Raw genomic sequence first — 25,008 nt, 5'->3', positions numbered from 1 at the left:
TCTCGTTGTGAACCCAAGCGTTTTGCACTCGACCGTGTAGAACCCAAGCCAAGCCGCGTGTTCTGGATGGCAGATCGGCCGCCGTGTCGGCGCTCGCGCCGTGTGCGCTGGCCGTCGTCGCGCCGCCATCTCTCCCGCGGCATGACCCAGAGTGGATCCTTCAATGCTCGACACGATAAGACAACACTGGTTCTCCAACGTCCGCGCGGACGTGCTGGCCGGCGCCGTGGTGGCGCTGGCGCTGATTCCGGAGGCGATCGCGTTCTCGATCATCGCCGGCGTCGATCCCAAGATCGGCCTCTATGCCTCGTTTTCGATGGCGGTGGTGATCGCCTTCGCCGGCGGCCGCCCGGGGATGATCTCCGCCGCTACCGGCGCCACGGCGCTGCTGATGGTGACCCTGGTGCGCGACCACGGGCTGCAGTATCTGCTCGCCGCGACCCTGCTGACCGGGGTGATCCAGATCCTGTTCGGCTATCTCAAGCTCGGCGCGTTGATGCGCTTCGTCTCACGCTCGGTGGTCACCGGCTTCGTCAACGCGCTGGCGATCCTGATCTTCATGGCCCAGCTGCCGGAGCTGACCGGGGTCACCTGGCACGTCTACGCCATGACCGCCGCCGGGCTCGGCATCATCTATCTGTTCCCCTACGTGCCGGTGGTGGGCAAGACGCTGCCGTCGCCGTTGGTCTGCATCGTGGTGCTCACCGCGGTCTACATGTTCAGCGGCATGGATATCCGCACGGTCGGCGACATGGGCCAGTTGCCCGATTCGCTGCCGGTGTTCCTGCTGCCGGACGTGCCGCTCAATCTGGGAACGCTGTGGATCATCCTGCCCTATTCGCTGGCGATCGCCGTGGTCGGCCTGCTCGAATCGATGATGACCGCGACCATCGTCGATGAGCTGACCGATACGCCCAGTGACAAAAACCGCGAGTGCAAGGGCCAGGGGCTGGCCAACATCGTCACCGGCTTCCTCGGCGGCATGGCTGGCTGCGCGATGATCGGGCAGTCGGTGATCAACGTGAAGTCCGGCGGCCGCAACCGCCTTTCGACCCTGGTCGCCGGGGTCTTCCTGCTGATCCTGGTGGTGTTTCTGGGTGATTGGGTCTCGCAGATCCCCATGGCCGCGCTGGTGGCGGTGATGATCATGGTTTCGATCGGTACCTTCAGTTGGGAGTCGATCCGCGACCTGCGCCGCCATCCGCTGTCGACCAACATCGTCATGGTGGCCACGGTGATCGTGGTGGTGGCGACCCACAACCTGGCCATCGGCGTACTGGTCGGGGTGCTGCTGGCGTCGCTGTTCTTCGCCAACAAGGTGGGGCAGATTCTGTATATCGGCAGCCGTATGGGGCCAGACGGCGAGACCCGCGAATACGAGGTGATCGGTCAGGTGTTCTTCGCTTCCTCGACCCGCTTCACCGACAGCTTCGACTTCAAGGAGGCGGTGCCGCGGGTACGCATCGATCTCTCCCGCGCCCACTTCTGGGACATCACCGGGGTCGGCGCGCTGGACAACGTGGTGATCAAGTTCCGCCGCGAGGGTACCGAGGTCGAGGTGATCGGGCTCAACGAGGCCAGCGCCACCCTGGTAGACCGCTTCGCCGTGCATGATAAGCCGGAGGCAGTGGAGAAACTCATGGGGCATTAGGCACTATCTGAAAAGGACTGCGCTCGACCATGCAGCGTTAAAAACCGGCTCAAAATGCTCATTTACACCTCGTGAACTCCGCGTTTTCGCCGATTTTTTCCTTGCCTGGCCTTCGCTCGTCGACTTTTCAGACAGCACCTAGGGCCTCGGCCCCGCAGGACGCAGGCGACGCCAGCGCGTCGCGACGACAACCCCGCCGCCCAGGGGCGTGATAGTCTCGGGTAGCGGGTGCCAGGCAACAGGAGAATGCCATGAGTGAACGTCAGGTTCTCGGCTGTATCGACGACTCCAGCCACGCGCCGGCGGTATGTGCCGCGGCAGCGTGGGCCGCGGCGCGAATCGGTGCGCCGCTCGAACTGCTGCACGTGCTGAGCCGCGGGCAGAACGGTGCCGAGCGCGACACCAGCGGCCATATTGGCCTGGGCAGCCGCGAGCATCTGCGTGAGCAGTTGACCCGGCTCGACGAGGAGCGTGCCAAGCTCGCCCAGCAGCACGGGCGCGAGCTGCTGGCAGCGGCCAAGGCGCAGGCCGAGGCGTCCGCCTCGCTGACGGTGGCCACTGCGCTGCGCCACGGCGACCTACTCGAGGCGCTGAGCGAGCGCGAGGCGCAGACCCGGCTGGTGGTGCTGGGCAAGCGCGGCGAGTCCGTGGATGAAGCGCGGGACCACCTGGGCAGTAATCTGGAGCGGGTGGTGCGCGCGCTGCACACGCCGATCCTGGTCACGCCGCCCGAGTTCCAGGCGCCACAGCGGCTGCTGCTCGCCTTCGATGGCGGTCAGACCACCCGCAAGGGCGTCGAGATGATCGCCGAGAGCCCGCTGCTCAACGGTCTGGTGTGCCACGTGGTGATGGTCGGCGCCGGGACCGATGACCAGCGTGCCCAGCTCGACTGGGCGCTGACGCGGCTGCGCGAGGGGCAGGTCGAGGCCGAGGGCGAGATTCTCGCCGGCGACGTCGACGAGGTGCTGGGCCACTACGCCGAGCGCGAGCGCATCGATCTGATGATCATGGGCGCCTACGGCCACTCGCGTATCCGTCAGCTGCTGGTGGGCAGCACCACCACGGCGATGCTCAGACACTCGCGCAGTGCCACCCTGATACTGCGCTGACCCCGGCGGCCGCCGCATCACTCAATCAAGACGCCGCGCCTGTCGCGCGGCGATTCACAGGAGCGAGAACATCCATGACCATCCAACGCCACGACACCCAGACTCGCATGAGCCGTGCCGTGATCCATAACGGCACCGCTTATCTGTGCGGTCAGGTCAGCGGCCCGGAGGCCCGCGAAGGCGATATCACCGCCCAGACGATCAGCATGCTGTCGCGGGTGGATGCGCTACTGGCGGAGATCGGCTCCGACCGCGAGCACCTGCTCTCCGCGACGATCTATCTCGCCGAGGGTGCCGACTTCGCTGCCATGAACGCGGTGTGGGACGCCTGGGTGCCGGCAGGCCATGCGCCGGCACGTACCTGCATCACTGCGCCGATGCCGGCGCCCGAGCTGAAGGTGGAGATCACCATCACCGCGGCGATCAAGTAACCCGCGCCTTCCTTCGATCCACGCTGTGCGATCCTCGTCTCTCGGTCTGGCCCACGCCGGGATCGGGTGGCGAGTTCGGATGTCGGCTCGCCTTCACGTCGTCTCGCGGCTGGGGGCTGGCGGCTGGTGGGTGAGGAAGTGAGTGAGCTTCTCCGGCTGGCTCTCGCCGACCCGGCACAGCTGGCTGGCGATCTCGGCGTATTGCATCAGGGTCGGCACCATCAGCCGCTGGCGGTGTGGATCCTGTGCCTGGCGGGCAGCCTCTGCATCCAGCCATTCGAACAACCGCGCCAGGCGGGTATAGGTGGTATCGCCGCGGCCGCTGTTGCCGCGCAGGGCATCCACCGCTAGACAGCGCATCACGCTGCGCTTGTTGGGGTCGAGACTCTCCTTGTCCAGCAGCGCCTCGGCGTGGCGACTGAACTGACTCATCAACTGGGTCAGCTCGGCTGCTTCGAGCTGGCGCTGGACCGCCTGCTGACTCTCGTGCAGGGCCCGTTGCTGCTGAGTCTGGCCGCGCGCCATCAGCACCAGGGTCAGGCACAGCCAGCCGGCCAGCACCACGCTGAGCAGGAACAGCCCCAGCGGCGCCAACGCGGCGGGCGGTAGCGGCCATTGCAGGTCGCTGGCGTAAAGGCCCGCGCCGCACAGGGCCAGCATGACGATGACGATCAATGCGATGGAAACGCCGGCTTTCATCTCGACTCCGACTCTACGGGGTGGTCTCCATGGGCGAGGGCTACTGGCCCTCGCCCAACGAGGCATTATCGGCCGGTGGCCCCGGCGCTTGAACGTCGGCCGAATCGGAGGGTGTTTACAAATTCGGCGAGCAAAGGCAAGACAAGGCAAAATCGGTCGAAAAAAGGGCCGGGCTGGCGTTCCAGTTTACACGGGGTAAATGAGCATTTTACTCGCTCCGCTCGCCCTTCGGGCCGTCCTTCGGACGTTCTGAACTTCGTTCAGTGAGGCCGATTTTAACGCCGTATTGCCGAGCGCAGGCACTTTGTAAACACCCTCTCAGCACATGCCGCCGTTGATGGCGATAACCTGTCGGGTGATATAGCCGGCGTCGCGGGAGCACAGAAAGCTGACCGTGGCCGCCACTTCGTGCGGCTCGCCGGGGCGCTGCATCGGCACCAGCTTGCGAATCTCCTCCCGCGACAGCGCCTCGGTCATGCTGGTCTCGATCCAGCCGGGGGCGACACAGTTGACCGTGATGCGGCGCTTGGCCAGCTCCACCGCGAGCGCCTTGGTGGCGCCGATGATGCCTGCCTTGGCCGCACTATAGTTGACCTGGCCGCGATTGCCGATCAGGCCCGAGAGCGACGACAGGGTAACGATGCGCCCCGGACGGCGGCGCTGGATCATCGGCATCACCAGCGGGCGCAGCACGTTGTAGAAGCCATCCAGATTGGTCTTGAGCACGCTGTCCCAGTCTTCGTCCTCCAGCGCCGGGAAGGGCTTGTCGACGGCGATGCCGGCGTTGCACACCACGCCGTAGTAGCAGCCGTGGGCGGCGATATCCGCCTCCAGCAACGTCTTGACCCGTTCGCGCTGGGTGACATCGAACTGGAGCAGGCGCACCTGGGCGCCGGCGGCGCGTGCATCCGCCGCTACCTGGGCGATATCGTCGCCATCGCGGCGGCTGTGCAGTACCAGGTCGAAGCCGTCCTGGGCCAGGCGCTGGGCGATTGCGGCACCGATGCCGCGGTTGGCACCGGTCACCAGGATGGTGTCGGCGCCACGCTCGCCTGTGGGGGAAGCGGTCTCTTGGGGGGTACTCGGGCGTTCCATGCGCGCTCCAGGCGATAAGGTGTCGAAACGAATAGAAAGTGTCGAAACGAAAGAGAGTCGGGGCCGGCGGGCCTTCAGGTAGCCGGCGGCTGGCCGGGCAGGTCGAGCCCGGCGGGACGATAGAGGGTCAGGCTGCCGCTGGCCAGGCTGGCCGAGCCGTCGGCCCAGCGCAGCTCGCCATTGACCTGGGTCACGCCGTTGTCGGCGACGAAGTCGATACTGATGGCGACATGGATACGCCGGCCGAACGGCCAGTAAGGCTGTGCAGCGTGGTAGCGGCGGCTACCCAGCAAGAGCCCCGGCGACGGCGACTCGCCGCGGCGCTGGGCATGGTAGCCGGCCCAGGCCGCCACGCTCTGGGCGATCCACTCGATGCCGACCCAGGCGGGCAGCCCAGCAGCCTCGGCGAACAGATCGTCGGGTCGGGTTTCGCCCTCGGCGATGGCACCCTCGGCGTCGGCCTCGAGCAGGCGTGTCAGCAAACACATACCGCGGGCATGGGGTACCAGCGGGGCGGCGGGGCAGGGCAGATGCGCGGTGGTCGCTGTCACGGGTGGCTCTCCGCAGGCGAGCAGTGGGTCGATAGGGTGCGCGGCAGCGCCTGTCGGGATTGGCATTCAGACATCGTCACGACTCAGCAACAGGCTGGCATTGTTGCCGCCGAAGGCGAAGCTATTGCTCAGCGCATGGCGCAGCGGCGTGCTCGGCATGTCCGCCTGGCCCACCAGCGGCAGCGGCGGCAGCTCGGGGTCATAGTCGCCGTCGTAGACGTGCTGTGGCAGTCGGCCATGGGTGAGTGCCAGCCAGCAGAAGGCGGCCTCCAGGGCGCCGGCGGCCCCCAGGGTGTGGCCGGTCAGCGCCTTGGTCGAGCTGCACGCCGGCGGCCGTGCAAAGAGGTCGTTGACCGCGGTGGCTTCCATCTGGTCGTTGAGCGCAGTGCCGGTGCCGTGGAGATTGAGATAGTCGATCGCCTCCGGGGCCAGCCCGGCCATTGTCAGCGCCTGGTGCATGGCTGCCACGGCGCCGCTGCCGTCGGGGCGCGGTGCCGAGATATGGTGGGCATCGGCGCTCTCGCCAACCCCGCTGAGCTGGATGCCGCCGCGCTCCGGAGTGACCACGAACAGTGCCGCGGCCTCACCCAGATTGATCCCGCGGCGCTGGCGCGAGAACGGCAGGCAGGGGGCATCGCTGACCGCATCGAGACTGGCGAAGCCGTTGACGGTGAGCCGGCACAGGCTGTCGGCGCCGCCGGCGATCACCGCGTCGCACTGGCCGCTCTTGAGCAGACGGCGGGCGCTGGCCAGGGCACGCGCGCTGGAGCTGCAGGCGGTCGACAGCGTATAGCAGGGGCCACCCAAACCGAGACGCTCGGCGACGAAGCGTGCCGGGGCGCCGAGTTCCTGGCGTGAGTAGGCGAAACTCGCCGGTAGCGGGCCGTCATGGCCGCTCTCGGCGATGGCCTGTTCGGTCTCCCCGATCCCCGAGGTACTGGTGCCGATCACCACCCCGATACGTTCTGGTGCCACCTGCGCCAGCAGCGCGTCGAGGGGCTCGCCGAGGCCGGCCAGCGCGAGGGCCAGCAGGCGGTTGTTGCGGCTACGCTGGCCGCTCTCCCAGCCGCTGGCGTCGGGCAGCGGAGCGCTCACGCGGCCGAGCGGCAGCGCTCGCCCGGGGGTGAAATCGTCGCTGACGGCGAGCTGGCGCTGGCCGGTGAACAGCGCCGTGGCGATGGTCTCGAGGTCGCTGCCCAGCGAACACACCACCCCGGGCCGGGAGAGGCGGCAGGCGAAGGAAGCACTCATGCGTCACCCTCCTGATCGAGCGGGGTGATGGTCAGGCGGTAATCGCCCTGGCGGTCGTCGAGCGTCAGGGTCTGGGGATGCGCGGGATCGGGTCGCGGCGTGATGCTGGCGGCGAGGCGGCCGTGGTAGCGGATGTCACGCTGGTCGTCATGCTCTGCCACCTGCCAGGCGCTGCCGCTGAAGGCGTGTTCCAGCGCGGCGCGCGGCCACAGGCTCCACTCCAGGCGCGAGGCGAGCCAGGCCGGCGGGATCGGCAGCGGTGGCTCGCCCGGGGCGTCGCCAGCCTCGAAGCGCGCGCCCTGGGCGTCGCGTACCAGGGTGGTCAGGCGCTGGCCGTAGGGGGTCACCAGCACCGCGCGCAGCGCCTCAGGGGTGATGCGGATGAAGGCGATCAGCGTGCGCGACTCGCCCTCCTCGGGTGTGAAGGTGAGGCGGCTGGCCAGGGTCTCCGGGGTCACCGCCGCCGCCAGCGGCGGTGAGGGCGAGACCGGCGGCGACAGGCTGCAGGCGGAGAGGCCGAGCAGCAGCGCGCTGAGCAACACCAGCGCGAGCGGGCGGCGGACGCGTGGCAGGCGATTCATTGTGTCTCCTCGGCGCGCTGCGCGGCCTGCATTCGGCACAGTGCCGAGAGCGTATCGAGATGCCGGCGCGAGGCGCTGGCGAAAGGATTGCTGCGATCCCAGGCGTAGCCGGCGAGGATGGCGCTGATGCGCGCGCGGATCTCCGCGGGGCCTGGTCGTGGAAGATGATCGTCTGCAGGCGGGGTGTCGTACCAGCCGTCGACGAAGTCACGAAAGGTGGCGATGCCCTCGCGCAGGGCGTTCGAACTCGGCGTCCCAGTCGGGCGTGTCGCCGTCGAGCTGACGCGCCACCAGCGGCGCGGCCAGGCTCGCCGAACGCAGGGCGATGGTGACCCCGGAGGAGAACACCGGGTCGAGAAACTCGCCGGCGTTGCCGAGCAGCGCATAGCCGGGGCCGTGCAGGCGCTCGACATCGGCGGCATAGCCCTTGAGCTCGCCGACCTCACGTCGTGGCGTGGCGCCTGTGAGCAGGGCACTGAAGCGCGGCTCTTCGGCGATCAGTGCCTGCCAGCGTGCCTCGGGAGTGTCGCCGTAGGCGCTCAGGCTGGCGATATCGCCGACCACGCCGACCGAGGCGCGGTGATCGCGAAACGGAATCAGCCAGTACCAGATCGACGCGTCCCGCGGATGGACCCCGATCAGGATCTTCTCGCGGTCATAGTCGGGATCGTCGATGCTCTCGTCGACATGGGTGTAAAGCGCCATGCGCGGCTCCAGGCGCGGCTCGCGAGAGAGCCCTTCGAGCCGCGCCAGCACGCGCCCGTAGCCGCTGGCGTCGAGCACGAAGCCGGCGCGCAGCTCGCGCACCTCACCGGCCTCGTCGCGCAGGGTGACCCCGGGGCACTGCGGGTCGGGATGGAAGGCATCGACGCTGACCCCGAACTCGAGGGTGGCGCCCTGATCGCGGGCGGCCTCGATCAGGCGCTGGTCGAAATCGGTGCGCTCGACCTGGAAGGTCGTGCCCCAGCCGGGCGAGTACTTGTCGCGGAAATCGATCGCAGTGGCTTGCTCGTTGCGGGTGAAGGCGGCGCCGTTCTTGGGCTGATAGTCGGCGGCGAGCACCGTCTCCAGCAGCCCGGCCGCTTCGAGGTCGCCCATGCATTGAGGCAGCAGGCTCTCGCCGATCGAGAAGCGCGGGAAGTGCGCGCGCTCGACCACGTGCACGCGGTGGCCGCGCCGGGCCAGCAGGGCCGCGGCGGTGGCACCGGCCGGGCCGGCGCCGATGACGATGACATCGTGATCGCGCTCACGCATGCGAGTTCTCCTCGGAGTGGGCCTTGGGGGCCTTGGGGGCGTTGGAGGCGCTGGCGGGCTCGCGCGGGCGCACCCAGGGCACCAGCAGCCACACGCTGGCCAGACCGATCAGACAGGTCAGGCCCAGGTAGTGCAGCGCCGGGGTGGCGCTGAACGCCAGCATGCCGAAGGCCAGCAGGCTGGTCAGGGTCGACAGGGTGATCGCCAGCCAGGCGGAGGGCTGTCTGGCGTACTCCACGTTGAAGATACCGGCATCCAGGCCGATCCCCAACACCAGCAGCAACCCCAGTTGGTTGAAGATATTGAGCGGCACCCCGGTCAGTGCGAACACCGCCAGCACGATCAGGGTGGCGCCGAAGGGCGGTGCCACCACGCGCCAGGCGCGCCCGCGGTAGCGCCAGATCAGCGCCAGGGTCATCAGCGCCATGGCCGCGGCGATCCAGGCGGCGGTGTGGCGGCGCAGCTCACCCAGCAGAGTGCCGATACGCGCCACCCGGTCGACGTAGACGACCCCCGGCTGGGCGTTGGCGATGGCTGAGAGCTGGTCGGCGATGGCGGCGCTGCGGGCCCCGCTCACGACCACGCTGGTGGCGACCTCGCCGGATTCGGTCTGGCCCAACCACAGCCGCTGCTGGAGCTGGCCCAGCGGGGTCGCGAGCCAGTCGGTGAGCGTCAGGCGCGGGGCGTCGTCGAGCCGCGCGCGGGCGGCCTGGGCGAGATCGGCCGGCAGTCCGGCGCGCTGGATCAGGCTCTCCAGCGGGGCGCCGTAGAGGGTGCGCACCCGGGCCAGGTTGGCATCCTGCTCGGCGGCGCTGGGCACGCTGCGCCCCAGCGACTGGTAGTCGATCGCCAGGCCGGCGGCGATGGCGCGGTCGAGGCGCTGGTCGAGCGCCGCGAGTCGTGTCAGCAGCGCCTGGGTATCGTCTGCGCGGACCAGGAAGTAGCGGCTGCCGGTGTCGCGGTCGAGCAGCTGCTGGACCTGAGCTTCATCGTGCATCAGCGCCGCCGGCGAGGGGTTGAGCAGAGCGAGACTGTCGTCGCTGGTCAGACGCAGCGTGCACAGCACGATCAGCCCCAGCGCGAGCACGAGTGCCAACCACGGCGGTAGCCGCCGGCGTGGCTGGCACAGCCGCCACCAGCGCTCGGCCAGGCGTGCGGTGAAGGGGCTGGCATGAAGCTTGAAGCGCGGCAGCCACAGCACCACGGTGAGCCAGGCGCCGATCAGCCCGAAGGCGGCAAAGGCGGCCATCTGGCGCAGCCCCGGCATGGGTGTCAGCGCCTGGGCGACATAGGCGATCACGCTCGAGATCAGCCCCAGGGTCAGACTCGGCAGCAACCGCCGCAGGCGGAAGGCGCGGCCGTGGATGGCACGGTCGCACTGCAAATGCAGCACATAGTCGATGGCGATGCCGATCAGGCTGGCGCCGAAGGCCAGCGTCAGCAGATGCAGACGCCCGAACAGCCCGAGGGTGAGTGCCAGCGCGAACAGCGAGCCGGTCACCAGCGGCACCAGCAGCTGCGCCAGCACCCGCGGCGAGCGGAATACGAAGCCGATGATCAGCAGTACCCCGAGCAGCGAGGCGGCGCCGATGGTGGACATCTCGTGGCGCGCCTGACGCGCCCCGGCGGCAGCGTGGAACACCAGCCCGGAGCGTAGTAGCTGGGCCTCGGGGTGCGCCTGCTGGAAACGTTCGAGGGTCGCGTGCAGCGCCTGCTGCATGGGCAGGGCGTAGGGCGAGCCGGCGAGACGGCCGATCAGTACGCTGTAGTGCTGGCCCTGGGCGTCCAGGGTCAGCAGGCCGTCGGCGGCATCGATCGGGCTCTGAGGCTGACGCGCCAGCCATGCATCGAGCAGGCCGAACGGGTCGGCCACCGGGTCGGGGCGTGCCGCCGGCGAGAACAGCCGGCGCAGCGCCGGTTCGACCAGCGACTCGCCGCCGTCGCGCGCGATCGCCTGCTGCCAGGCGGGGGTCAGCAGCCGGTAGCGCCAGGGCCCCATCCAGTCGTGCGGGTCGGCATCGGCCAGATCCAGCTCGCGCCAGTCGACGCGCGCCAGTTGCCTGCCGTCGACCAGCGTCTCCAGCGCATCGCCCAGCGCCTGGGTCGCCGCCACCCGGTCGTCGGCGCGCAACAGGATCAGGAAGCGATCCTCGAACCCCTCGCCCAGCTTACGGTCGGCGGCCTCGACCAGCGGCACCTGGCGGTCCGCCGGCAGCAGCGCGGTGAGGTCGGTGTCCGCCGGCAGGCCGTGGCGCAGCATCCAGCCCAGCCACACCGCGCATAGCGTGAGCACACCCAGCCACAGCCAGCCGAGCCAGCGCCAGGCCGTGTCGCGCGGCGGGCGTTCGCCAGAGGCGTTCATGGCGCGTCGCCGGACAGCGGGTGCTGGTCATACAGGCGCACCGCCAGGGTGTCACCGCCGGGTGTGCGCAGGGTCAGATGATCGATGTAGCGCCCGCCATCCAGGGCGATGCTCGAGATCCGCTCGCGCAGCGCCTTGGCCTTGGGCGTCAGTGTCACCTGCCACGCCTCGGCATCGCCGGCGAGGGCGATCTCGAAGCGCGAGGCCAGCGCCTGCCAGTCGCCCTCGAGCAGCTGCAGGAACAGCCGCGCGACCTGCTCGCCGCCGGGCGGGGTGCGGTCGCCACTGCCGTTGACGATCGCCTCCGGGGTCAGCTCGATACGCTCCTCCACCGGACGTTCGAGCTGCCACACCACGCGCTGGCCGCGCACGAAGCGGAAGTTGCCACTGCTATCCAGACTCGTGCCGAGATCCGCCAGCCGGCGCTGCTGGGTGAACTTGCCGGCCAGCGACGGTGTCTGCGCCAGGCGCTGCTGCAGCGTGGCGAGATCGAAGGCGTAGGCGCTGAGTGGCGCGGCCAGACATAGACAGGCGAGCAGCAGCGAGAGCAGGCGGTGCGCGCGGTGGGCGAGATCTGGCTGAGGCATGGGGGCACTCCTTCGGCAAGCGGTGGCGGGTGCGGGGTCAGTCGCGCGGGGCGTCATCGGCCTGAGTGGCGGTGGCCGTGGTGGTGGCCGTGGTGGTGGCCGTAGTGGTGGCCGTAGTGGTGGCATTGTGATCCGTGGCCTCCGGCTGCGCGTCGGCACAGTCGAGCCAGAACGGGAAGAAGTTGAACCACTGCAGCGGGGTGTTCGCACACTGGCGCGTGAGCCAGGCGACGTAGCGCTGCATGGCGTCGCCGATCCAGGCGTCGCGCTGGCGCCGGCCGAGGCGCTGGGTGTCGTCGAAGGTGTCGAACTCGACCCGGTAGCCGTCGCGATGGCGAAAGCAGCCGATGGTATAGACCGGGCAGCGCAGCAGGCTGGCGAGCCAGAACGGCCCCTCGGGGAAGCGCGCCGGATGGCCGAGAAAGGACAGCGTGCGCGCGCGGCCGCTATCGCTGATCGGCACCCGGTCGGCAGCGATCACCACGAAGCCACCCTCTGCGATGCGCTGGCCGAGCTGCATCGCCGTCGAGGGTGTGATCTCGCTGACCTCGATGATCTCGGGGGGATTCTCGCGATGGGTCGAACGCGCCAGCACGGCGTCGAACTGCTGGGCGTTACGGGTATGCATCAGCAGGGTGGCGCGGAAGTCCTCGCGCATATCGCTCATCGCGGTGCAGATCTCCATATTGCCGACGTGGGAGACGAACATCACCCCGCCGCGGCCGCTGGAGACCGCATCGAGAAAGCGCTGGCGCGCCCCCTCGGCGAATTCGACCCGGGGCGGAATACCGCTCCAGGCGTCGATCTTGTCCATCAGGCTCTGCCCGAAGCTGCGAAAGTGGCGCAGGCTGAGCCAGGTGAGCCGCTTGGGTGGGGCCCCGTGGAGATGGCGCCACAGCCTGACCAGATAGGTGTGCGAGGCGCGCCGGTGCAGGCCGTGGGCGACATAGAAGTAGCCGATCACCAGGGTCAGCATGAACTGGAACGGTAGCCGGCCGAGGTGGCGACGAATCCACACCATGGTGCGCACGCCGGCGGCGCTGCCAGACTCGCGAATCCGCGACCAGTGGTTGGGATTGCTGCTGGCGGGGGTCATGAGGGCACTCCCAGGCGGCGGCGAAGCAGAATGGGCAGGCGGATCAGCATGCCCAGCAGCAGGCGCGTGTGCATGCCGGCGAGCAGCAGATTGTCGCGCCACAGGGCGAAGTGGGAGACGCCGTCCAGCGGATAGCTGACCCGTACCGGTAGATTCTCGACCCGGCCGCCCTGCCAGTACCAGCGCACCGGCAGCTCGCTGTCGAACTGCATGCGGTCGCCGCAGGGGTGGCGTGCGACCAGGCGGTTGACCGCGGCGACCGGGTAGAGCTTGACCCCGCACATGGTGTCGCGCAGCGTCAGCGACAGGGTCGCCAGCCATACCAGGACATGGGTGAGATAGCGCGAATAGAAGCGGTGCTTGGGCACGCTGTCGTCGAAGCGCGGATAGCCGATGCGCAGGGTTTCGTCGGCGGCGTCGAGACCGGCGACGAAGGGCGGCAGGTCGGCGGCTTCGTGCTGGCCGTCGGCATCCACCTGCAAGGCATGGGTGAACCCCAGCGTCTGGGCATGGGCCAGCCCGGCGCGTACTGCGGCGCCCTTGCCACGATTGTGCGGCAGGCGCACCAGGGTGGTCTGCTCGGCCCGTGCCAGCTCGTCGAGCCGCGCAGCGCACTCGGCGTCGCTGCCGTCGTCGACCAGGATGATCGGCAGCCCCAGCGCCTGGAGGCGGGCGAAGGTCTCTCCGATCGCGCCGGCGTGGTTGTAGACCGGAATCAGCACGCCGACCCGTGCCGGCGTGGCGGGCGTCTCACGCGACATCGTGACTCTCCGTCAGCATCAGGCGGCCGCTGGCGTGCTGGCCGCGGGCGCTCTCGCAGGTGATCATCAGGCTCTCACGCGCCTTGACTCTCCCACGGGACAGCGTCAGGCGGAAGCGGTCTCCCGGCAGCAGCGGCTGGGGGAAACGCAGCCGCTCGAGCCCGGCGAAGTCGGCCTCCAGCGCGAACAGGCGCCGCGCCAGCTGCATTGCCCAGTGGACCAGGGTGACGCCGGGTACCACCGGCTGAGCGTCGAAGTGGCCATCGACATAGCGGCAGTGTTCGGGGACTTCCAGCGTCACCTCGATGCCATCTGCCACGGCGCGTTCGCCCAGCCAGCGCGGCGCGCGGCGGTCGTCGAGGTCGGCGAACAGGCGCTCGCGCAGCGTGGCAGAGAGCTTGCCCTGAGCGTTGGTCGGCCAGGTCTCGACGAAGCGCCAGTAGCGCGGCAGGGCCGGCGTCTCGAAACGGCGCGCCAGATCGCGGCGCAGGCGCTTGACGGTGGCGCGGTGGCTGGCGTGGTCGTGGGGGACATGGGCCGGGTCGAGCTCGACGATCGCCCCCAGCCGCAGCTCGCGCCGGTTCAGAGTCACGGTCTGGGCCCGGCGCACGCCCTCGAGCTCGCCCAGGGCGCGGTCCATGGCGGTGAGCGAGAGACGCTTGCCGCCGATCTTGACGATACGATCGGCGCGCCCGAGCAGGCGAAAGCCGCCGTCCGGGTCGAGGACGATACGGTCGGCCTGGCGCTGCCAGCTCTGCGGGTCGGCCAGGTGCGGCGAGCGCAGCCACAGGCGTTGTTCGGCATCGCTCCGGATGGTGAGCCCGGGGAAGGTGCGCCAGCTCTCGCCCTGCTGCTGCACGCGCCAGGCGATACCGCCGGTCTCGGAGCTGCCGTAGACCTCATGCACCGGGCTGCCCAGCAGCGCCTGGGCGAGATCGCTGGCCGCCCGCGAAAGCGGGGCCCCGGAGCTGTAGATGCGCCCCTGGGCGTGACGCACCGTGGGCCAGTCGAGGGTGGCGGGCAGCCTGGAGAGCGCCGGCGGCGCGCTGACCAGCGCTGCCTGCAGCCGGGCCCCGGCGCAGGCAGCGAGCCAGGCATGCAAGGTCTCCGGGTAAGGGCAGGGGCGGGTGGCGAAGGGCACCCCTTCGGCCAGCGGCCGCAGGATCAGGAACAGCAGCCCGTAGATGTGCTGGTGGCTGACCTGAGCGATCACCAGGTCTTCGGTGTAGGGCCATAGCGCCCGTTGGGTGGCGAGTTCGGCATCGAGCTGGGCGAAGCGCTTGTCGAGGCGCTGCGGCTCGCCGGTGGAGCCCGAGGTATACAGGGTCACCGCCACTGCCGGCAGCGGCCGGTTCGACCACGCCGGGTCGCGATCGGCGCCGGCGCGCAGTCCGCCGGCCAGCGTGCCCAGCGGCTGGCCCGAGTCACGCAGCGCGGCCAGGGTGGCGGGCTGATCATCGGCGGGCAGGATCGCCTGCTCGCCGCGCTCCCAGATCGCCACCAGCGCGGCGCTGAACTCCAGCGGGTCGGAGTCGAACAGCAGCCAGGCGCCGCGGGCGTCGGTGTGACGCGCCAGCAGCGCCTGCCAGGCGCCAATACGCTGGCGCCAGGCGCTCACGCTGACCCAGCCGGCGGCGCTATCGGTGGGTGGGCGCCAGGCAATACAGGCATCGGCGTCGCGTTCGCGCCAGGGGCGCGCCTGGAGTTCAAGGTGACGCATGTGGCTCCTCGGCGTGGCGCTTCTTGACCCGCTGGCGGATGACCCATTCACCAGCGAACATCGCCAGCATCAGTGCATAGGCGATGCCGCCGTTGTACCAGGTCCACAGAGTCATGTCGGCGTAGAGTGCGGTGGCCAGGGCCAGTGCCCCATTGACGGCGAAGAACACGCACCAGGCCTGAGTCACTCGGCGGGTATAGCGAACCGCATGGGGCGGCAGGTTCGGTTCCTGGCGTCGCGCCAGGCGCTCGATCAGCGGTGGCGGATGGCGCAGCCCGTGGGCGAACAGCATCAACAGCGCCAGATTGAGCGCGAACGGCCACAGCCGCAGACCCAGCTCGGCGCTACCGGTTAACAACAAAAGCGCCAGCAGCGGCAGCAGGGCCAGGCCCCAGTGGCGATGGGCGGCGGGCAGACGCCACCACGCCAGGGCGGCGAGCGCCAGCAGCAGCGGCCAGGCACCGAGGCGCGGCAGCAGGGCGTGAACCACGAAGGGCCAGACCAGACCGAGCAGTGCCACCAGGCACCAGAGCAGGCGCTGCGGCCCGGTGCGGCCGCGGGAGGGGAGATCACGGCCAACGCCTCAGCTGACGCGGCGAGCTTCGACCAGCGCGGCCAGGCTCCTCAGGTTGGCGAAGTGCTGACGTGACGACTCGGCATCCGACTCCAGGGTAATACCGTAGCGCTTCTGTAGCGCCAGGCCGAGCTCCAGGGCATCGATCGAATCGAGCCCTAGCCCCTCGACGAACAGCGGCTCGTCGGGATCGATATCCGCGGGGGTGACGTCCTCGAGTTCCAGGGTCTCGATGATCATCTCTTTGAGTTCGTGTTCCAGCGCTGTCGTGGTCATGGTCTTGCTTTCCTTGTCACCAGTGTCCTTGCCACCATCATCTTCACGTGGCTGCGCATGGCGTGCAGCCACGCCCTGCGGCCGGTTCTACGCCGGCCTGTGCGCGTCGGGGCGTGGCGACGCGCAATACTGCTCATCAACTCTCAATGCTCAACGACAGCGCCGGGCGCTGTCAGGCGTCCGGCGCGAGTGTCCAGGTGCGCCCGGCGAGCGGGCAGCTCAGCGGCCCGCGTCGCTGCATCAGCCAGTCGATCACGTCGAGCGGCTGCAGCGCCTCGCCGTCGGCCTCGGGCGCTGCCGAGACCGCGAGGCGGCGCGTCCCCGGCGCGGGCGTGGTGCTCAGCACCAGGGCCACCGCCGCCGCTGGCGTATGCGGGGCGAAGTCGGCGAAGCGTGCCGGTACCGGCTGGTCGCCGAACACCACCAGCAGGCGTTCGGTACCGTCGCTGAGGTATCCCTGCGCCTCGGCCATCAGTGCCGCCCACTCCGCGCCGCTGGCGGCCACCGCCTGCTGGCTGCGGCGATTACCGCTGGCGATCGAGTAGACACCGATGATGGCGTTGTGCACCGACAGGCCGAAGCGTGCCGGCGACAAAGGCTCACCGGCATCAATGGCGTAGAGCATCTCCAGCGTGCGCTCGCCGTCGCCGTGGCGCGAAGCGTGCAGCACGTCCAGCTTGGCGGCCGGGTCGAGCGCGATCAGCATATCGCATACGGCGCGGCCGATCAGATTGAGGCGGCGGCGCAGCATCGACGGAATTGCCGTGCCGGCGGGCTTGGCGCTGGTATCCAGGCGCGCCTCGCCGGCGGCATCGCGGTGCGGGGTCCAGCCTCGCCACTCCTCAACGAATAGCTCCGTCATGCGCGGTATCGACAGTCCTGGTCGTAAAAACGAGCGTGAAAACGAGTGTTACATCCGTGTCACGGATCGACGCATCATAACGGAAAATGCGTCAGGCTCCGTGCAAGGTTTATGCATTTGCGCAGCGTGCGGGGGTCAAGCGGGGCGTAAAGCGCCGGGCCTGGACCCGGCGCGCCCGGGAAGGACGATTCCACGGGCCTGGCAAGCCTACCCCCAGTCGTCGCGCGCCGACTTGATCTGAGTTAACCAAGGAAGCACTGCATAAATGCCTGCGCGGGTGAATCGCTGCGTTGCGCGGTGCTGGTGCGCCAGCCCGGTCGAAGACTCGCCTAACCCCATGTTATGTCTTGCGTGACGCGTTGCCTTCGGCAACTTGCCCTGACGGGCCGCCCTGCGGGCGTTCTCTACGCGTTGCTTCGAGTCTGCGTTCCGTGCGCCTTGCGCTTCATCCCGCTCGCCGATTTATTCAGCGCTTCCCTAACGGGTGGCGCCGGTCCGACACGCCGCCAACCCAACCACCCCTTTGCCTCTCCGCCACGGCACCCGCTGCGATGGCCGGCTGCATGGTCGACAGATAACCTTAAATTAGCGGTAGCTGCGATCCGCCAAGCCTACGCATGCCGATGACGCTTGCCAACCCGAGTGTGAAAATGTTGTACAAGGATTTTACGCGGTGCTATCATCGCTTAGGTAAACTTAGAGATCAGGAAGATCTCATGCGCAGGACGCGCCCACGCCAAGGATGGCGTGCCGCCGCAGGGAAGCGCGGCAGGACGGCACGTTGCGATGTCGTCGAGTAGATGGTTCGACCCGATAGGTTCTTTTGAATGCCCGGCTTCTCGCTGGGCATTATTTTTTATGAGCAGACAGTTGTGCAGTACTTGCTCTGTTTCACCGACTGCACGGATCGTCGACCGGCACCTCGCGTGGGCGGAAGCGGCGGGCGGCGGCGTCGACCGCGATATTCAGCCCGGCGGTGATCAGCAGCAGAAAGAGTGCCTGATCGAACATCAGGTATTCGAAGCTGGAGTCGATGTAGAACCCCAGCGTAGCGACGCCGAGCATGCCCAGCAGTGCGGTCTCGCGCAGGATCACTTCGGCGCGGTAGCAGAGCAGTGCCAGCAGATTGGGGTAGAGCCGCGGCAGCAGCTCATAGGCGTAGCGCCCTGACGCCGGCAGCCCGGGCATGCCCGGCGTGAGGCCGTCGGCGTGGCGTGCCACCAGGAAGGCGATCAGCGCGCCGTTGTGCAGCGCCAGTGCCAGCCACGCCGGCAGCATCGATGGCCCCAGCAGTAGCAGTAAGACGAATGCCAGCATCAGCTCCGGGGTCGAGCGCACCATTACCAGCGCCAGCCGGCCCAGCCCGCGGCTGGCGCGGTTGCCGAAATGGCGGCTGGCCAGCGGCCACAGCAGCAGCGCCAGCACCAGACTCCCCACCATCCCCATCAGTGCCAGCAGCAGGGTGTTGCCGATCGCCGGCAGCAGGTCCGGCATGTCGCGCACCCAGGCCACCAGCCCCGTCAGGTCGCCGGCGAGTAGCGGGGCCGGCCACAGGTCGTGGCTGACGAAGCGCCACAGCAGCGCGCCGTCGATCTGGGGCCAGGGCCCGAGCCAGTAGAGCCCGGCGACCAGCAGCAGCGGCAACAGACGGCGATGCCCCCACCAGTGCAGCGTCGCGATCAGCAGATAGAAGATCCACAGCAGCGCGCCGGCTTCGCCGAAGCGGCCCTCGCGGAAGGCGCTCTCGAGGTAGAAGCCCAGCGTCGGCAGGCCGACGAAGCCGAGCAGCACGCTGGCGCGCATGGCGCATTCGAAACGGTAGCGGGTGTAGCTCGCCAGGCGCTCCCACACCAGCGGCAGTTCGGCATAGATGAAGCGTGACAGGCGGTCGACGCCGGTAGGCAGGGCGGCTGAGGGCGCGCGCGGGGTCAGTTCGAGGATCTCGGCATAGACCTTGGCGAAGATCCCAGCATAGGGGATCGCCAGCGCGGCCAGTGCGGTGACCGCCGAGAGCCCGAATACCTGCAGGAACAGCAGCGCCCAGAACAGTTCGTGGATCGCGCGGACGAAGGCACACAGCGCGCGCAGCGTGCGCGAACGCGGAAACAGCAGCGCCAGCGGGAATCCGCAGCGCACCGAGGAAGGTACCCCACAGCGCCACGCTGACGGTGAGCGCGATGGCGTGGAGCGGGTTCTCCAGGGCCAGCCAGTCGGGCCAGGCCAGGCCGCGGACCATGCGCCACAGCTCCGCCCAAGGGTCGGCGGCGGTGACCTCGAGGTCGGCCAGCGGCAGCAGCAGCAGGCATAGTGCCACCAGCGCCAGCGAGCGCCGGGCGAGGGTGAGGCCGGGGCTGTCGCCGCGCAGCCAGCCGGGGGCGGTGCTCATGCGGACGTTGCGGCGGCGCTGGTCGAGGCGTCGGGGTAGAGCGCGTCGAGATCGGCCAGGGTGAGCTCACGGCTGGCGGCGTCCAGCTGGACCTGGCCGTCGCGCAGCCCGATCACCCGGTCGAAGTGGCTCAGCGCCAGGCGGTGCTGGTGTAGTGCGATGACGCTGGTGGCGTGCTGGCGCTGGATCCGCTGCAGCAGGCGCAGGGCCTGGTGCGGGTCGACGCTGGCCAGCGGCTCGTCGCCGAGGAAGATCTCGCGCTGCTGATAGAGCGCGCGGGCGATCGCCACGCGCTGACGCTGGCCGCCGGAGAGGCGCTCCACCGGGCGGCGCAGCAGGCCGTCGAGGCCGAGCTCGGCGCACAGCGACTCGACCGCCTGCCAGGCGTCACGATTCGGGCGCAGCAGGTTGAGCAGGTTGGCCAGGGCGCCGTGGCGCTCCAGCCGGCCCATGTAGACGTTGTGGTAGACCGAGAGCAGCGGCACCAGACCGTGGCTCTGCGGGCACCAGGCGGCGAGCGGGTCGAGCCGGGCGCGGATCGCACTCAGCAGGGTCGACTTGCCGGCACCGCTCTGGCCCAGCAGGGCGACCTGCTGGCCGCGCGCCAGGGTCAGCGACAGTCCTGGCAGCACGACCCGGTCGGCGTGCCCCAGGTCGTCACCGTCGAAGCGAAGGAGCGTCACGCGCGCTCAGCGCAGCACGCCGATCGACTCACCGACCTCCTCGATCGGCGCATAGTCGGCGTTGCTGGCCGGGATGAAGCCGGAGCGCGGGAAGCTCTCGAGCAGGGCGGGGTCGGTCATGTCGAGCAGCGCCTGGCGCACCTTGGCGCTGAAGCCCTCGCCGTAGCGCGCGTCGACATCGCCGCGCAGGGTCCACTGATAGTCGGGATAGGTGGGCGACTTCCAGATCACTGCCACCTTGTCGGTATCCACTCGGCCATCGGCGACCGCTGCTTGCCACACGGTGAAGTTGACCGCGCCGACGTCATAGGTACCGGACTCGACCAGGGCAATGGTGCGTGAGTGGTCGCCGGAGAAGCCGACCCGCGAAAAAACCTTGTCGGGGGCCGCATCGAAGCGCTGGCGGATGAAGTGCTCGGGCATCAGTCGCCCCGAGGTCGAGGTCTTGGCGCCGAAGGTGAAGCTGTGGCCGCGCACCGCCTCGGGCAGCGCCGTCTCGGAAGGGGCGATATCGGCTTGCGTGTTGGCGATGAAGTAGCTGCGGAATTCGGCGTCCTCCTTGCCCTGGGCAATGGCCTGGGAGCCGGGTACCAGACGGCGCGCCTGAACCCCGGAGAGGCCACCGAACCAGGCCAGCTGCACCTGGTCGTTGCGGAAGGCGGTCACCGCCGCGCCATAGGAGGTCACCGGCACGTACTCGACCTCGACGCCGAGCTTGTCCGAGAGGTAATCGGCGACCTTGGAGAAGCGCTCGACCAGGCGCGACTGATCTTCGTCGGGAATCGCGGTGAAGCGGAAAGTGTCGGCTTGCGAGACGCTGCCGACCAGCATCAGAGCCAGAGCGAACAACCAGCGCATGGCGTGACCTCGAATAGGGGGGCTAACAAGACTTGTCATTGGGCGGACGCGGTCGTGGATCAATGACCTGCGACCGCGCCTCGGCATTCATGATAACCGCTTTTGCCACCGACCTTTAAGATACCGCGCCGTGACCTTCACTCCTTGGCGGGGGGAAACTTGGTCGGGCGCAGGCTTTCCTTGATCTTGCGCAGATGCGGCAGGAACGACTTGCCGCGGCGCAGCGTCACACCGGTGGCCAGCACGTCGATCAGCGCCATGTGAATCATGCGCGAGGCCATCGGCATGTAGACCTCGGTGTCCTCGGCCAGATCGACCGGCAGCAGATCGGTGCATACCTCGGCCAGCGGCGAACCCTCGCGGGTGATGCCGATCACCGTGGCGCCGCTCTCGCTGGCGAGCTGGGCCACCTCGACCAGCTCGCGGGTGCGCCCGGTATAGGAGATCACCACGATGACGTCACCGGTATGCGCGGCGGCGGCGATCATGCGCTGGGTCAACACGTCGTTGTGCGCCGAGACCGGTAGATTGAAGCGGAAGAACTTGTTGTGGGCATCGAAGGCGGCGGGCGCCGAGGCGCCAAGGGCGAAGAAGTTGATCTGACGCGCCTGCGAGAGATGATCGACCACACGTTCGATGCGCTTGGGGTCGACCGTGCGCCGCGCTTCGTCGAGGGCGGCGATGGTCGCACCGATGATCTTGTCGGTGTAGGCGCTGGCGTCGTCGTCGCTCTCCACGCTGCGGCTGACATAGGGCGTACCGCCGGCCAGACTCTGCGCCAACTGGATCTTGAAGTCGGGATAACCCTTGGTGTCGAAGTTACGGCAGAATCGGTTGACGGTCGGTTCGCTCACCGTGGCAGCCTGTGCCAGAGTGGCTATGCTCATGCCAATCGCGGCATCGGGGTCGCGCAGAATCACCTCGGCGACCTTGCGTTCCGATCGGTTCAGCTCGTCGATCCGCGTTCGGATCCGGGCGATGAGATCGTGGTTGGCCATGCTAGCGGTGAGTCTCCTGGCAGCGGGGCGTGCCATCACGGTTTGACACAAACCCTGCATCCTAGCCCGCGGCGCCGGTGGCGCCAAGCAATGCCGGCCGAGGACGCGACCGCAAGCGGTAAGTGAGTGACCGAATTGGCCGCCGTCGTAGTCACATGATGCGCAAGTCGCGTGTCAACTCGGCTCGGAATGGCGTATTTTATTCGTAAATTAACCACACAAGCGGAGGGAGGCAATGTCTCGAGAGGCAACGCCCAATGTGGATCTGGCGCTATTCGGGGCGCTGGGTGACCTGGCGCTACGCAAGCTCTACCCGGCACTCTACCATCTCGACCGGGATGGTCTGCTGGGCGAGCAGACGCGCATTCTCGGCCTGGCCCGACGCGAGAAAGACGCCGACAGCTTCCGCGAGACGGTGCTGGGGATGCTCAAGAAGCGGGTCAAGCCGAAGGAGCAGGATCAGGCCTGCATCGACCGCTTCCTGGCGCGCCTGGACTACTGCCAGCTCGATTTCGACACCGTCGAGGGCTATGAGCAGATCCGTGACTGGCACGCCCGTAGCGCCGATGACCAGTGCCCGCTGACCGTCTATCTGGCGGTGCCGGCAAGCATCTACGGCGCCATCTGCGCCAACCTGGAGCGCAGCGGCAGCCTCGACGACACCTCGCGCGTGGTGGTCGAGAAGCCGATCGGCTACGACCTTGCCTCCTCCCACGAGATCAACGACGCCATCGGCGCGGTCTTCCCCGAGTCGCGGATCTACCGCATCGACCATTATCTGGGCAAGGAGACGGTGCAGAACCTGATCGCGCTGCGCTTCGCCAATCCGATGTTCGGCAACCAGTGGAACCAGAGCCAAATCTCCCACGTCGAGATCACCGTGGCCGAGCAGGTCGGCATCGAGGGGCGCTGGGGCTACTTCGACAAGGCCGGCCAGCTGCGCGACATGGTCCAGAACCACCTGCTCCAGCTGCTCACCATGCTGGCCATGGACCCGCCGGCCAACCTCGACGCCGACGCCATCCGCGACGAGAAGGTCAAGGTGCTCAAGGCGCTCAAGCCGATCGAGGGCGAGGCGCTCAATCGTCACGTGGTGCGCGGCCAGTACGTCGCTGGCGCCATCGACGGCGAGAACGTGCCCGGCTATCTGGAGGAAGAGGACGCCAACACCGCCAGCACCACCGAGACCTTCGTCGCCATGCGCCTCGAGGTCGCCAACTGGCGCTGGGCCGGCGTGCCTTTCTATCTGCGTACCGGTAAGCGCATGCCGGAGAAGCTGTCGCAGATCGTCATCCACTTCCGTCAGCAGCCGCACTACATCTTCGATCCCGACCAGCGCAACCTCGCCGCCAACAAACTGGTGATCCGGCTGCAGCCGGAAGAGGGCATCGCGCTGCAGGTGCTGACCAAGGATGGCGGGCTCGACAAGGGCATGCGTCTGCGCCCCGGCCCGCTGCACCTCGACTTCAACCACGCCTTCCCCAAGGCGCGTATCCCCGACGCTTACGAGCGCCTGCTGCTGGAAGTGATGAAGGGGCAACAATACCTGTTCGTGCGCCGCGATGAGGTCGAATATGCCTGGAAGTGGGTCGACCAACTGATCGACGGCTGGGAGAAGCGCGATATTCCGCCGCGACGCTATCCCGCGGGCTCCTGGGGGCCGGTGGCGTCGATCGCCATGATCACCCAGGACGGGCGCTCCTGGTATGAAGACTACTGAGTATGAAGACTACTGAGTATGAAGACTGCTGACAGCGGCCGTGATCGCCTCGGCGCGCAGCTCGCCGAGGCCGCCGCCGCGGCGCTTGCCGCCGATCTCGCGAGCCAGCCGCGGGTACTGCTGGTGCTCTCCGGCGGCTCCACGCCGACGCCATTTCTGCGCTGCCTCGCCGCGCAGCCGCTCGACTGGTCACGGGTCGATATCACCCTGACCGATGAGCGCTGGGTCGACGCCGATCACCCCGACAGCAATGCGCGCCTGCTGCGTGAGACGCTGCTGACCGGGCCCGCGGCCGCGGCGACCCTGCACCCGCTGACCAGTGACCACGCCACCCCGGAAGAGGGTGCGGCGAGCGTGGCCGAGCGTCTCGATACGTTGCCATGGCCGGCCAGCCTGGTGGTCCTGGGAATGGGCGGCGATGGCCATACCGCGTCGCTGTTCCCCGATAGCCTCGAGCTGAGCCTGGCCCTGTGCAGCGACGAAGCGGCGGTGGCGGTGCGCGCGCCCAGCGCCAACCACCCCCGAATCACCCTGAGCGCCGCGCGCCTGCACGCCGCTCGGCGGCATGCGCTGCATATCGTCGGCGACGCCAAGCGTACGGTGCTGGCCCGGGCGCTGGCGGGGGACGACGTGCGCGAACTGCCGATCCGGGCCTTTCTCAGTTGCCCGCTGGCAATCTACTGGGCGCCCTGAACGGGGCGCGACCGCAGGCGCCGCTTCTCACCGGCCACGGCGCCTGCGTCATCGACCATCCAACGAGGAACCTTGTCATGTCATCCGTCACCCGTCTCCTGCCGCAGGTGCAGACCGATCGCCTCGACGCTATCTGCCGCGCCACCTCGATCATCCCGGTGCTGGTCATCGAGCGTCTCGACCACGCCGTGCCCCTGGCGCAGGCGCTGGTCGACGGCGGCCTCGATGTTCTCGAGATCACCCTGCGTACCGACTGCGCGGTGGAGGCGATACAGCGCATCCGTGAAGCCCTGCCTGAGGTCACTCTGGGCGCCGGCACCGTACTCAGTGTCGAGCAGTATCGGATCTGCGAGGAGCTCGGGGTCGACTTCGTGGTCACCCCGGGCACCACGCCGGCGCTGTTCGAGCATGGCATCGCCAGCGAGGTACCGCTGCTGCCGGGGGTGGCCACGGTCTCCGAGGTGGTCACCGGCTGGGAGCGCGGCTATCGCCGCTTCAAGTTCTTCCCCGCCGAGGCCAACGGCGGCGCCAAGGCGCTCAAGTCGTTCGGCGGGCCGCTGCCCGAAGCGCTGTTCTGCCCCACCGGCGGGGTGACCGTGGACAACGCCGCCGACTATCTGGCACTGCCCAACGTGATGTGTGTGGGAGGATCGTGGATGGCGCCCAAGGCGCTGGTCGATCAGGAGGACTGGGCCGAGATCACACGCTTGACCCGTGAAGCGACGCAGCGCTATCCGCGCTAGGTACCGTCTGAAACGGATGGCTTCTGACACGTCCTGTTGCTGAAAAGTACCGTTGCTGAAAAGTATG

The 25,008-nt window shown here is 68.4% G+C and carries 24 protein-coding genes; 6 read left to right on the top strand and 18 right to left on the bottom strand.

Going from position 1 to position 25,008, the window contains the following annotated elements; translation table 11 throughout:
- The first annotated feature begins 163 nt into the window (after window positions 1-163).
- The 3 genes from CN538_RS02780 (at window position 164) to CN538_RS02770 (ending at window position 3,191) form a co-directional block, all read left to right on the top strand.
- Window positions 164-1,651, top strand: coding sequence for a SulP family inorganic anion transporter (locus tag CN538_RS02780; RefSeq protein ID WP_106418496.1), 1,488 nt, complete (start codon window positions 164-166; stop codon window positions 1,649-1,651).
- Window positions 1,652-1,902: 251 nt separating this feature from the next.
- A complete protein-coding gene (locus CN538_RS02775) occupies window positions 1,903-2,760 on the top strand; it encodes a universal stress protein (RefSeq protein WP_106418495.1) in 858 nt (285 codons plus the stop codon).
- 74 nt (window positions 2,761-2,834) lie between these two features.
- Complete coding sequence (locus CN538_RS02770) at window positions 2,835-3,191, top strand: RidA family protein (protein WP_106418494.1); 357 nt, start codon at window positions 2,835-2,837, stop codon at window positions 3,189-3,191.
- 93 nt (window positions 3,192-3,284) lie between these two features.
- Here the strand turns inward: CN538_RS02770 and CN538_RS02765 are convergent, their stop codons facing one another.
- The 18 genes from CN538_RS02765 to hexR all read right to left on the bottom strand — a co-directional run bounded on the left by CN538_RS02765 (window position 3,285) and on the right by hexR (window position 21,785).
- On the bottom strand, window positions 3,285-3,890 hold the full coding sequence (locus CN538_RS02765; protein WP_106418493.1) for a hypothetical protein: 606 nt from the start codon (window positions 3,888-3,890) through the stop codon (window positions 3,285-3,287).
- A 318-nt stretch (window positions 3,891-4,208) separates the two neighbouring features.
- Complete coding sequence (gene fabG, locus CN538_RS02760) at window positions 4,209-4,985, bottom strand: 3-oxoacyl-ACP reductase FabG (protein WP_106418492.1); 777 nt, start codon at window positions 4,983-4,985, stop codon at window positions 4,209-4,211.
- Between the two features lie 74 nt (window positions 4,986-5,059).
- A complete protein-coding gene (locus tag CN538_RS02755) occupies window positions 5,060-5,536 on the bottom strand; it encodes a hotdog family protein (RefSeq protein ID WP_106418491.1) in 477 nt (158 codons plus the stop codon).
- 66 nt (window positions 5,537-5,602) lie between these two features.
- Window positions 5,603-6,787: a beta-ketoacyl-ACP synthase gene (locus CN538_RS02750; protein WP_106418490.1), complete on the bottom strand. Its 1,185-nt coding sequence runs from the start codon at window positions 6,785-6,787 to the stop codon at window positions 5,603-5,605.
- Window positions 6,784-7,368: a DUF3261 domain-containing protein gene (locus CN538_RS02745; protein ID WP_106418489.1), complete on the bottom strand. Its 585-nt coding sequence runs from the start codon at window positions 7,366-7,368 to the stop codon at window positions 6,784-6,786. Before CN538_RS02745 ends, CN538_RS02750 begins: the two co-directional genes overlap by 4 nt.
- 207 nt (window positions 7,369-7,575) lie before the next feature.
- Complete coding sequence (locus tag CN538_RS02740) at window positions 7,576-8,622, bottom strand: NAD(P)/FAD-dependent oxidoreductase (protein ID WP_242495504.1); 1,047 nt, start codon at window positions 8,620-8,622, stop codon at window positions 7,576-7,578.
- Complete coding sequence (locus tag CN538_RS02735) at window positions 8,615-10,984, bottom strand: MMPL family transporter (RefSeq protein ID WP_207233610.1); 2,370 nt, start codon at window positions 10,982-10,984, stop codon at window positions 8,615-8,617. The genes CN538_RS02740 and CN538_RS02735 overlap by 8 nt, the downstream gene beginning before the upstream one ends.
- Window positions 10,981-11,571 (bottom strand): outer membrane lipoprotein carrier protein LolA, encoded by a 591-nt coding sequence (locus tag CN538_RS02730; protein WP_106418488.1) that lies wholly within the window; start codon window positions 11,569-11,571, stop codon window positions 10,981-10,983. Before CN538_RS02730 ends, CN538_RS02735 begins: the two co-directional genes overlap by 4 nt.
- A 37-nt stretch (window positions 11,572-11,608) precedes the next feature.
- Entirely contained in the window at window positions 11,609-12,667 is a 1,059-nt protein-coding gene (locus CN538_RS02725) for an LpxL/LpxP family acyltransferase (protein ID WP_129591286.1), read from the bottom strand.
- Window positions 12,664-13,428: a glycosyltransferase family 2 protein gene (locus CN538_RS02720; protein ID WP_106418487.1), complete on the bottom strand. Its 765-nt coding sequence runs from the start codon at window positions 13,426-13,428 to the stop codon at window positions 12,664-12,666. Before CN538_RS02720 ends, CN538_RS02725 begins: the two co-directional genes overlap by 4 nt.
- Window positions 13,418-15,148 (bottom strand): ApeI family dehydratase, encoded by a 1,731-nt coding sequence (locus CN538_RS02715; RefSeq protein WP_106418486.1) that lies wholly within the window; start codon window positions 15,146-15,148, stop codon window positions 13,418-13,420. Before CN538_RS02715 ends, CN538_RS02720 begins: the two co-directional genes overlap by 11 nt.
- On the bottom strand, window positions 15,135-15,668 hold the full coding sequence (locus tag CN538_RS02710) for a COG4648 family protein (protein ID WP_242495503.1): 534 nt from the start codon (window positions 15,666-15,668) through the stop codon (window positions 15,135-15,137). Before CN538_RS02710 ends, CN538_RS02715 begins: the two co-directional genes overlap by 14 nt.
- A 63-nt stretch (window positions 15,669-15,731) precedes the next feature.
- The gene (locus CN538_RS02705) at window positions 15,732-15,998 is read right to left on the bottom strand and encodes a phosphopantetheine-binding protein (RefSeq protein ID WP_106420533.1); all 267 of its coding nucleotides are present in this window, start codon (window positions 15,996-15,998) and stop codon (window positions 15,732-15,734) included.
- 172 nt (window positions 15,999-16,170) lie between these two features.
- Complete coding sequence (locus CN538_RS02700) at window positions 16,171-16,860, bottom strand: beta-ketoacyl synthase chain length factor (RefSeq protein ID WP_106418484.1); 690 nt, start codon at window positions 16,858-16,860, stop codon at window positions 16,171-16,173.
- Between the two features lie 891 nt (window positions 16,861-17,751).
- Entirely contained in the window at window positions 17,752-18,996 is a 1,245-nt protein-coding gene (locus tag CN538_RS02695; protein WP_242495502.1) for a PhnE/PtxC family ABC transporter permease, read from the bottom strand.
- 246 nt (window positions 18,997-19,242) lie between these two features.
- Window positions 19,243-19,929: an ATP-binding cassette domain-containing protein gene (locus CN538_RS02690; RefSeq protein ID WP_106418483.1), complete on the bottom strand. Its 687-nt coding sequence runs from the start codon at window positions 19,927-19,929 to the stop codon at window positions 19,243-19,245.
- 6 nt (window positions 19,930-19,935) lie between these two features.
- Window positions 19,936-20,787 (bottom strand): putative selenate ABC transporter substrate-binding protein, encoded by an 852-nt coding sequence (locus tag CN538_RS02685; protein WP_106418482.1) that lies wholly within the window; start codon window positions 20,785-20,787, stop codon window positions 19,936-19,938.
- A 137-nt stretch (window positions 20,788-20,924) separates the two neighbouring features.
- On the bottom strand, window positions 20,925-21,785 hold the full coding sequence (gene hexR / locus CN538_RS02680; RefSeq protein WP_106418481.1) for a transcriptional regulator HexR: 861 nt from the start codon (window positions 21,783-21,785) through the stop codon (window positions 20,925-20,927).
- Between the two features lie 235 nt (window positions 21,786-22,020).
- On the opposite strand from hexR, the gene zwf reads away from it, so the two are divergent.
- From zwf to CN538_RS02665, 3 genes are all read left to right on the top strand, one after another.
- Window positions 22,021-23,505 (top strand): glucose-6-phosphate dehydrogenase, encoded by a 1,485-nt coding sequence (gene zwf, locus CN538_RS02675; protein ID WP_106418480.1) that lies wholly within the window; start codon window positions 22,021-22,023, stop codon window positions 23,503-23,505.
- 18 nt (window positions 23,506-23,523) lie between these two features.
- A complete protein-coding gene (pgl, locus tag CN538_RS02670) occupies window positions 23,524-24,198 on the top strand; it encodes a 6-phosphogluconolactonase (protein ID WP_106418479.1) in 675 nt (224 codons plus the stop codon).
- A 77-nt stretch (window positions 24,199-24,275) separates the two neighbouring features.
- Window positions 24,276-24,941 (top strand): bifunctional 4-hydroxy-2-oxoglutarate aldolase/2-dehydro-3-deoxy-phosphogluconate aldolase, encoded by a 666-nt coding sequence (locus tag CN538_RS02665; RefSeq protein ID WP_106418478.1) that lies wholly within the window; start codon window positions 24,276-24,278, stop codon window positions 24,939-24,941.
- Window positions 24,942-25,008 lie beyond the last annotated feature (67 nt).

The organism is Salinicola tamaricis (assembly GCF_003006155.1).
GTDB classification, from domain to species: domain Bacteria; phylum Pseudomonadota; class Gammaproteobacteria; order Pseudomonadales; family Halomonadaceae; genus Salinicola; species Salinicola tamaricis.
The sequence above is the reverse complement of the archived record's forward strand: the minus strand, read 5'-3'. Positions and strand labels throughout refer to the sequence as shown.

What these genes read in the sequence shown, in the direction of transcription:
- CN538_RS02780 (WP_106418496.1), top strand. Translation starts at nt 164, where the DNA reads ATGCTCGACACGATAAGACAACACTGGTTCTCCAACGTCCGCGCGGAC.
- CN538_RS02775 (WP_106418495.1), top strand. Translation starts at nt 1,903, where the DNA reads ATGAGTGAACGTCAGGTTCTCGGCTGTATCGACGACTCCAGCCACGCG.
- CN538_RS02770 (WP_106418494.1), top strand. Translation starts at nt 2,835, where the DNA reads ATGACCATCCAACGCCACGACACCCAGACTCGCATGAGCCGTGCCGTG.
- CN538_RS02765 (WP_106418493.1), bottom strand. Translation starts at nt 3,890, where the DNA reads ATGAAAGCCGGCGTTTCCATCGCATTGATCGTCATCGTCATGCTGGCC.
- fabG (WP_106418492.1), bottom strand. Translation starts at nt 4,985, where the DNA reads ATGGAACGCCCGAGTACCCCCCAAGAGACCGCTTCCCCCACAGGCGAG.
- CN538_RS02750 (WP_106418490.1), bottom strand. Translation starts at nt 6,787, where the DNA reads ATGAGTGCTTCCTTCGCCTGCCGCCTCTCCCGGCCCGGGGTGGTGTGT.
- CN538_RS02745 (WP_106418489.1), bottom strand. Translation starts at nt 7,368, where the DNA reads ATGAATCGCCTGCCACGCGTCCGCCGCCCGCTCGCGCTGGTGTTGCTC.
- CN538_RS02740 (WP_242495504.1), bottom strand. Translation starts at nt 8,622, where the DNA reads ATGCGTGAGCGCGATCACGATGTCATCGTCATCGGCGCCGGCCCGGCC.
- CN538_RS02735 (WP_207233610.1), bottom strand. Translation starts at nt 10,984, where the DNA reads ATGAACGCCTCTGGCGAACGCCCGCCGCGCGACACGGCCTGGCGCTGG.
- CN538_RS02730 (WP_106418488.1), bottom strand. Translation starts at nt 11,571, where the DNA reads ATGCCTCAGCCAGATCTCGCCCACCGCGCGCACCGCCTGCTCTCGCTG.
- CN538_RS02725 (WP_129591286.1), bottom strand. Translation starts at nt 12,667, where the DNA reads ATGACCCCCGCCAGCAGCAATCCCAACCACTGGTCGCGGATTCGCGAG.
- CN538_RS02720 (WP_106418487.1), bottom strand. Translation starts at nt 13,428, where the DNA reads ATGTCGCGTGAGACGCCCGCCACGCCGGCACGGGTCGGCGTGCTGATT.
- CN538_RS02715 (WP_106418486.1), bottom strand. Translation starts at nt 15,148, where the DNA reads ATGCGTCACCTTGAACTCCAGGCGCGCCCCTGGCGCGAACGCGACGCC.
- CN538_RS02705 (WP_106420533.1), bottom strand. Translation starts at nt 15,998, where the DNA reads ATGACCACGACAGCGCTGGAACACGAACTCAAAGAGATGATCATCGAG.
- CN538_RS02700 (WP_106418484.1), bottom strand. Translation starts at nt 16,860, where the DNA reads ATGACGGAGCTATTCGTTGAGGAGTGGCGAGGCTGGACCCCGCACCGC.
- CN538_RS02685 (WP_106418482.1), bottom strand. Translation starts at nt 20,787, where the DNA reads ATGCGCTGGTTGTTCGCTCTGGCTCTGATGCTGGTCGGCAGCGTCTCG.
- hexR (WP_106418481.1), bottom strand. Translation starts at nt 21,785, where the DNA reads ATGGCCAACCACGATCTCATCGCCCGGATCCGAACGCGGATCGACGAG.
- zwf (WP_106418480.1), top strand. Translation starts at nt 22,021, where the DNA reads ATGTCTCGAGAGGCAACGCCCAATGTGGATCTGGCGCTATTCGGGGCG.
- pgl (WP_106418479.1), top strand. Translation starts at nt 23,524, where the DNA reads ATGAAGACTGCTGACAGCGGCCGTGATCGCCTCGGCGCGCAGCTCGCC.
- CN538_RS02665 (WP_106418478.1), top strand. Translation starts at nt 24,276, where the DNA reads ATGTCATCCGTCACCCGTCTCCTGCCGCAGGTGCAGACCGATCGCCTC.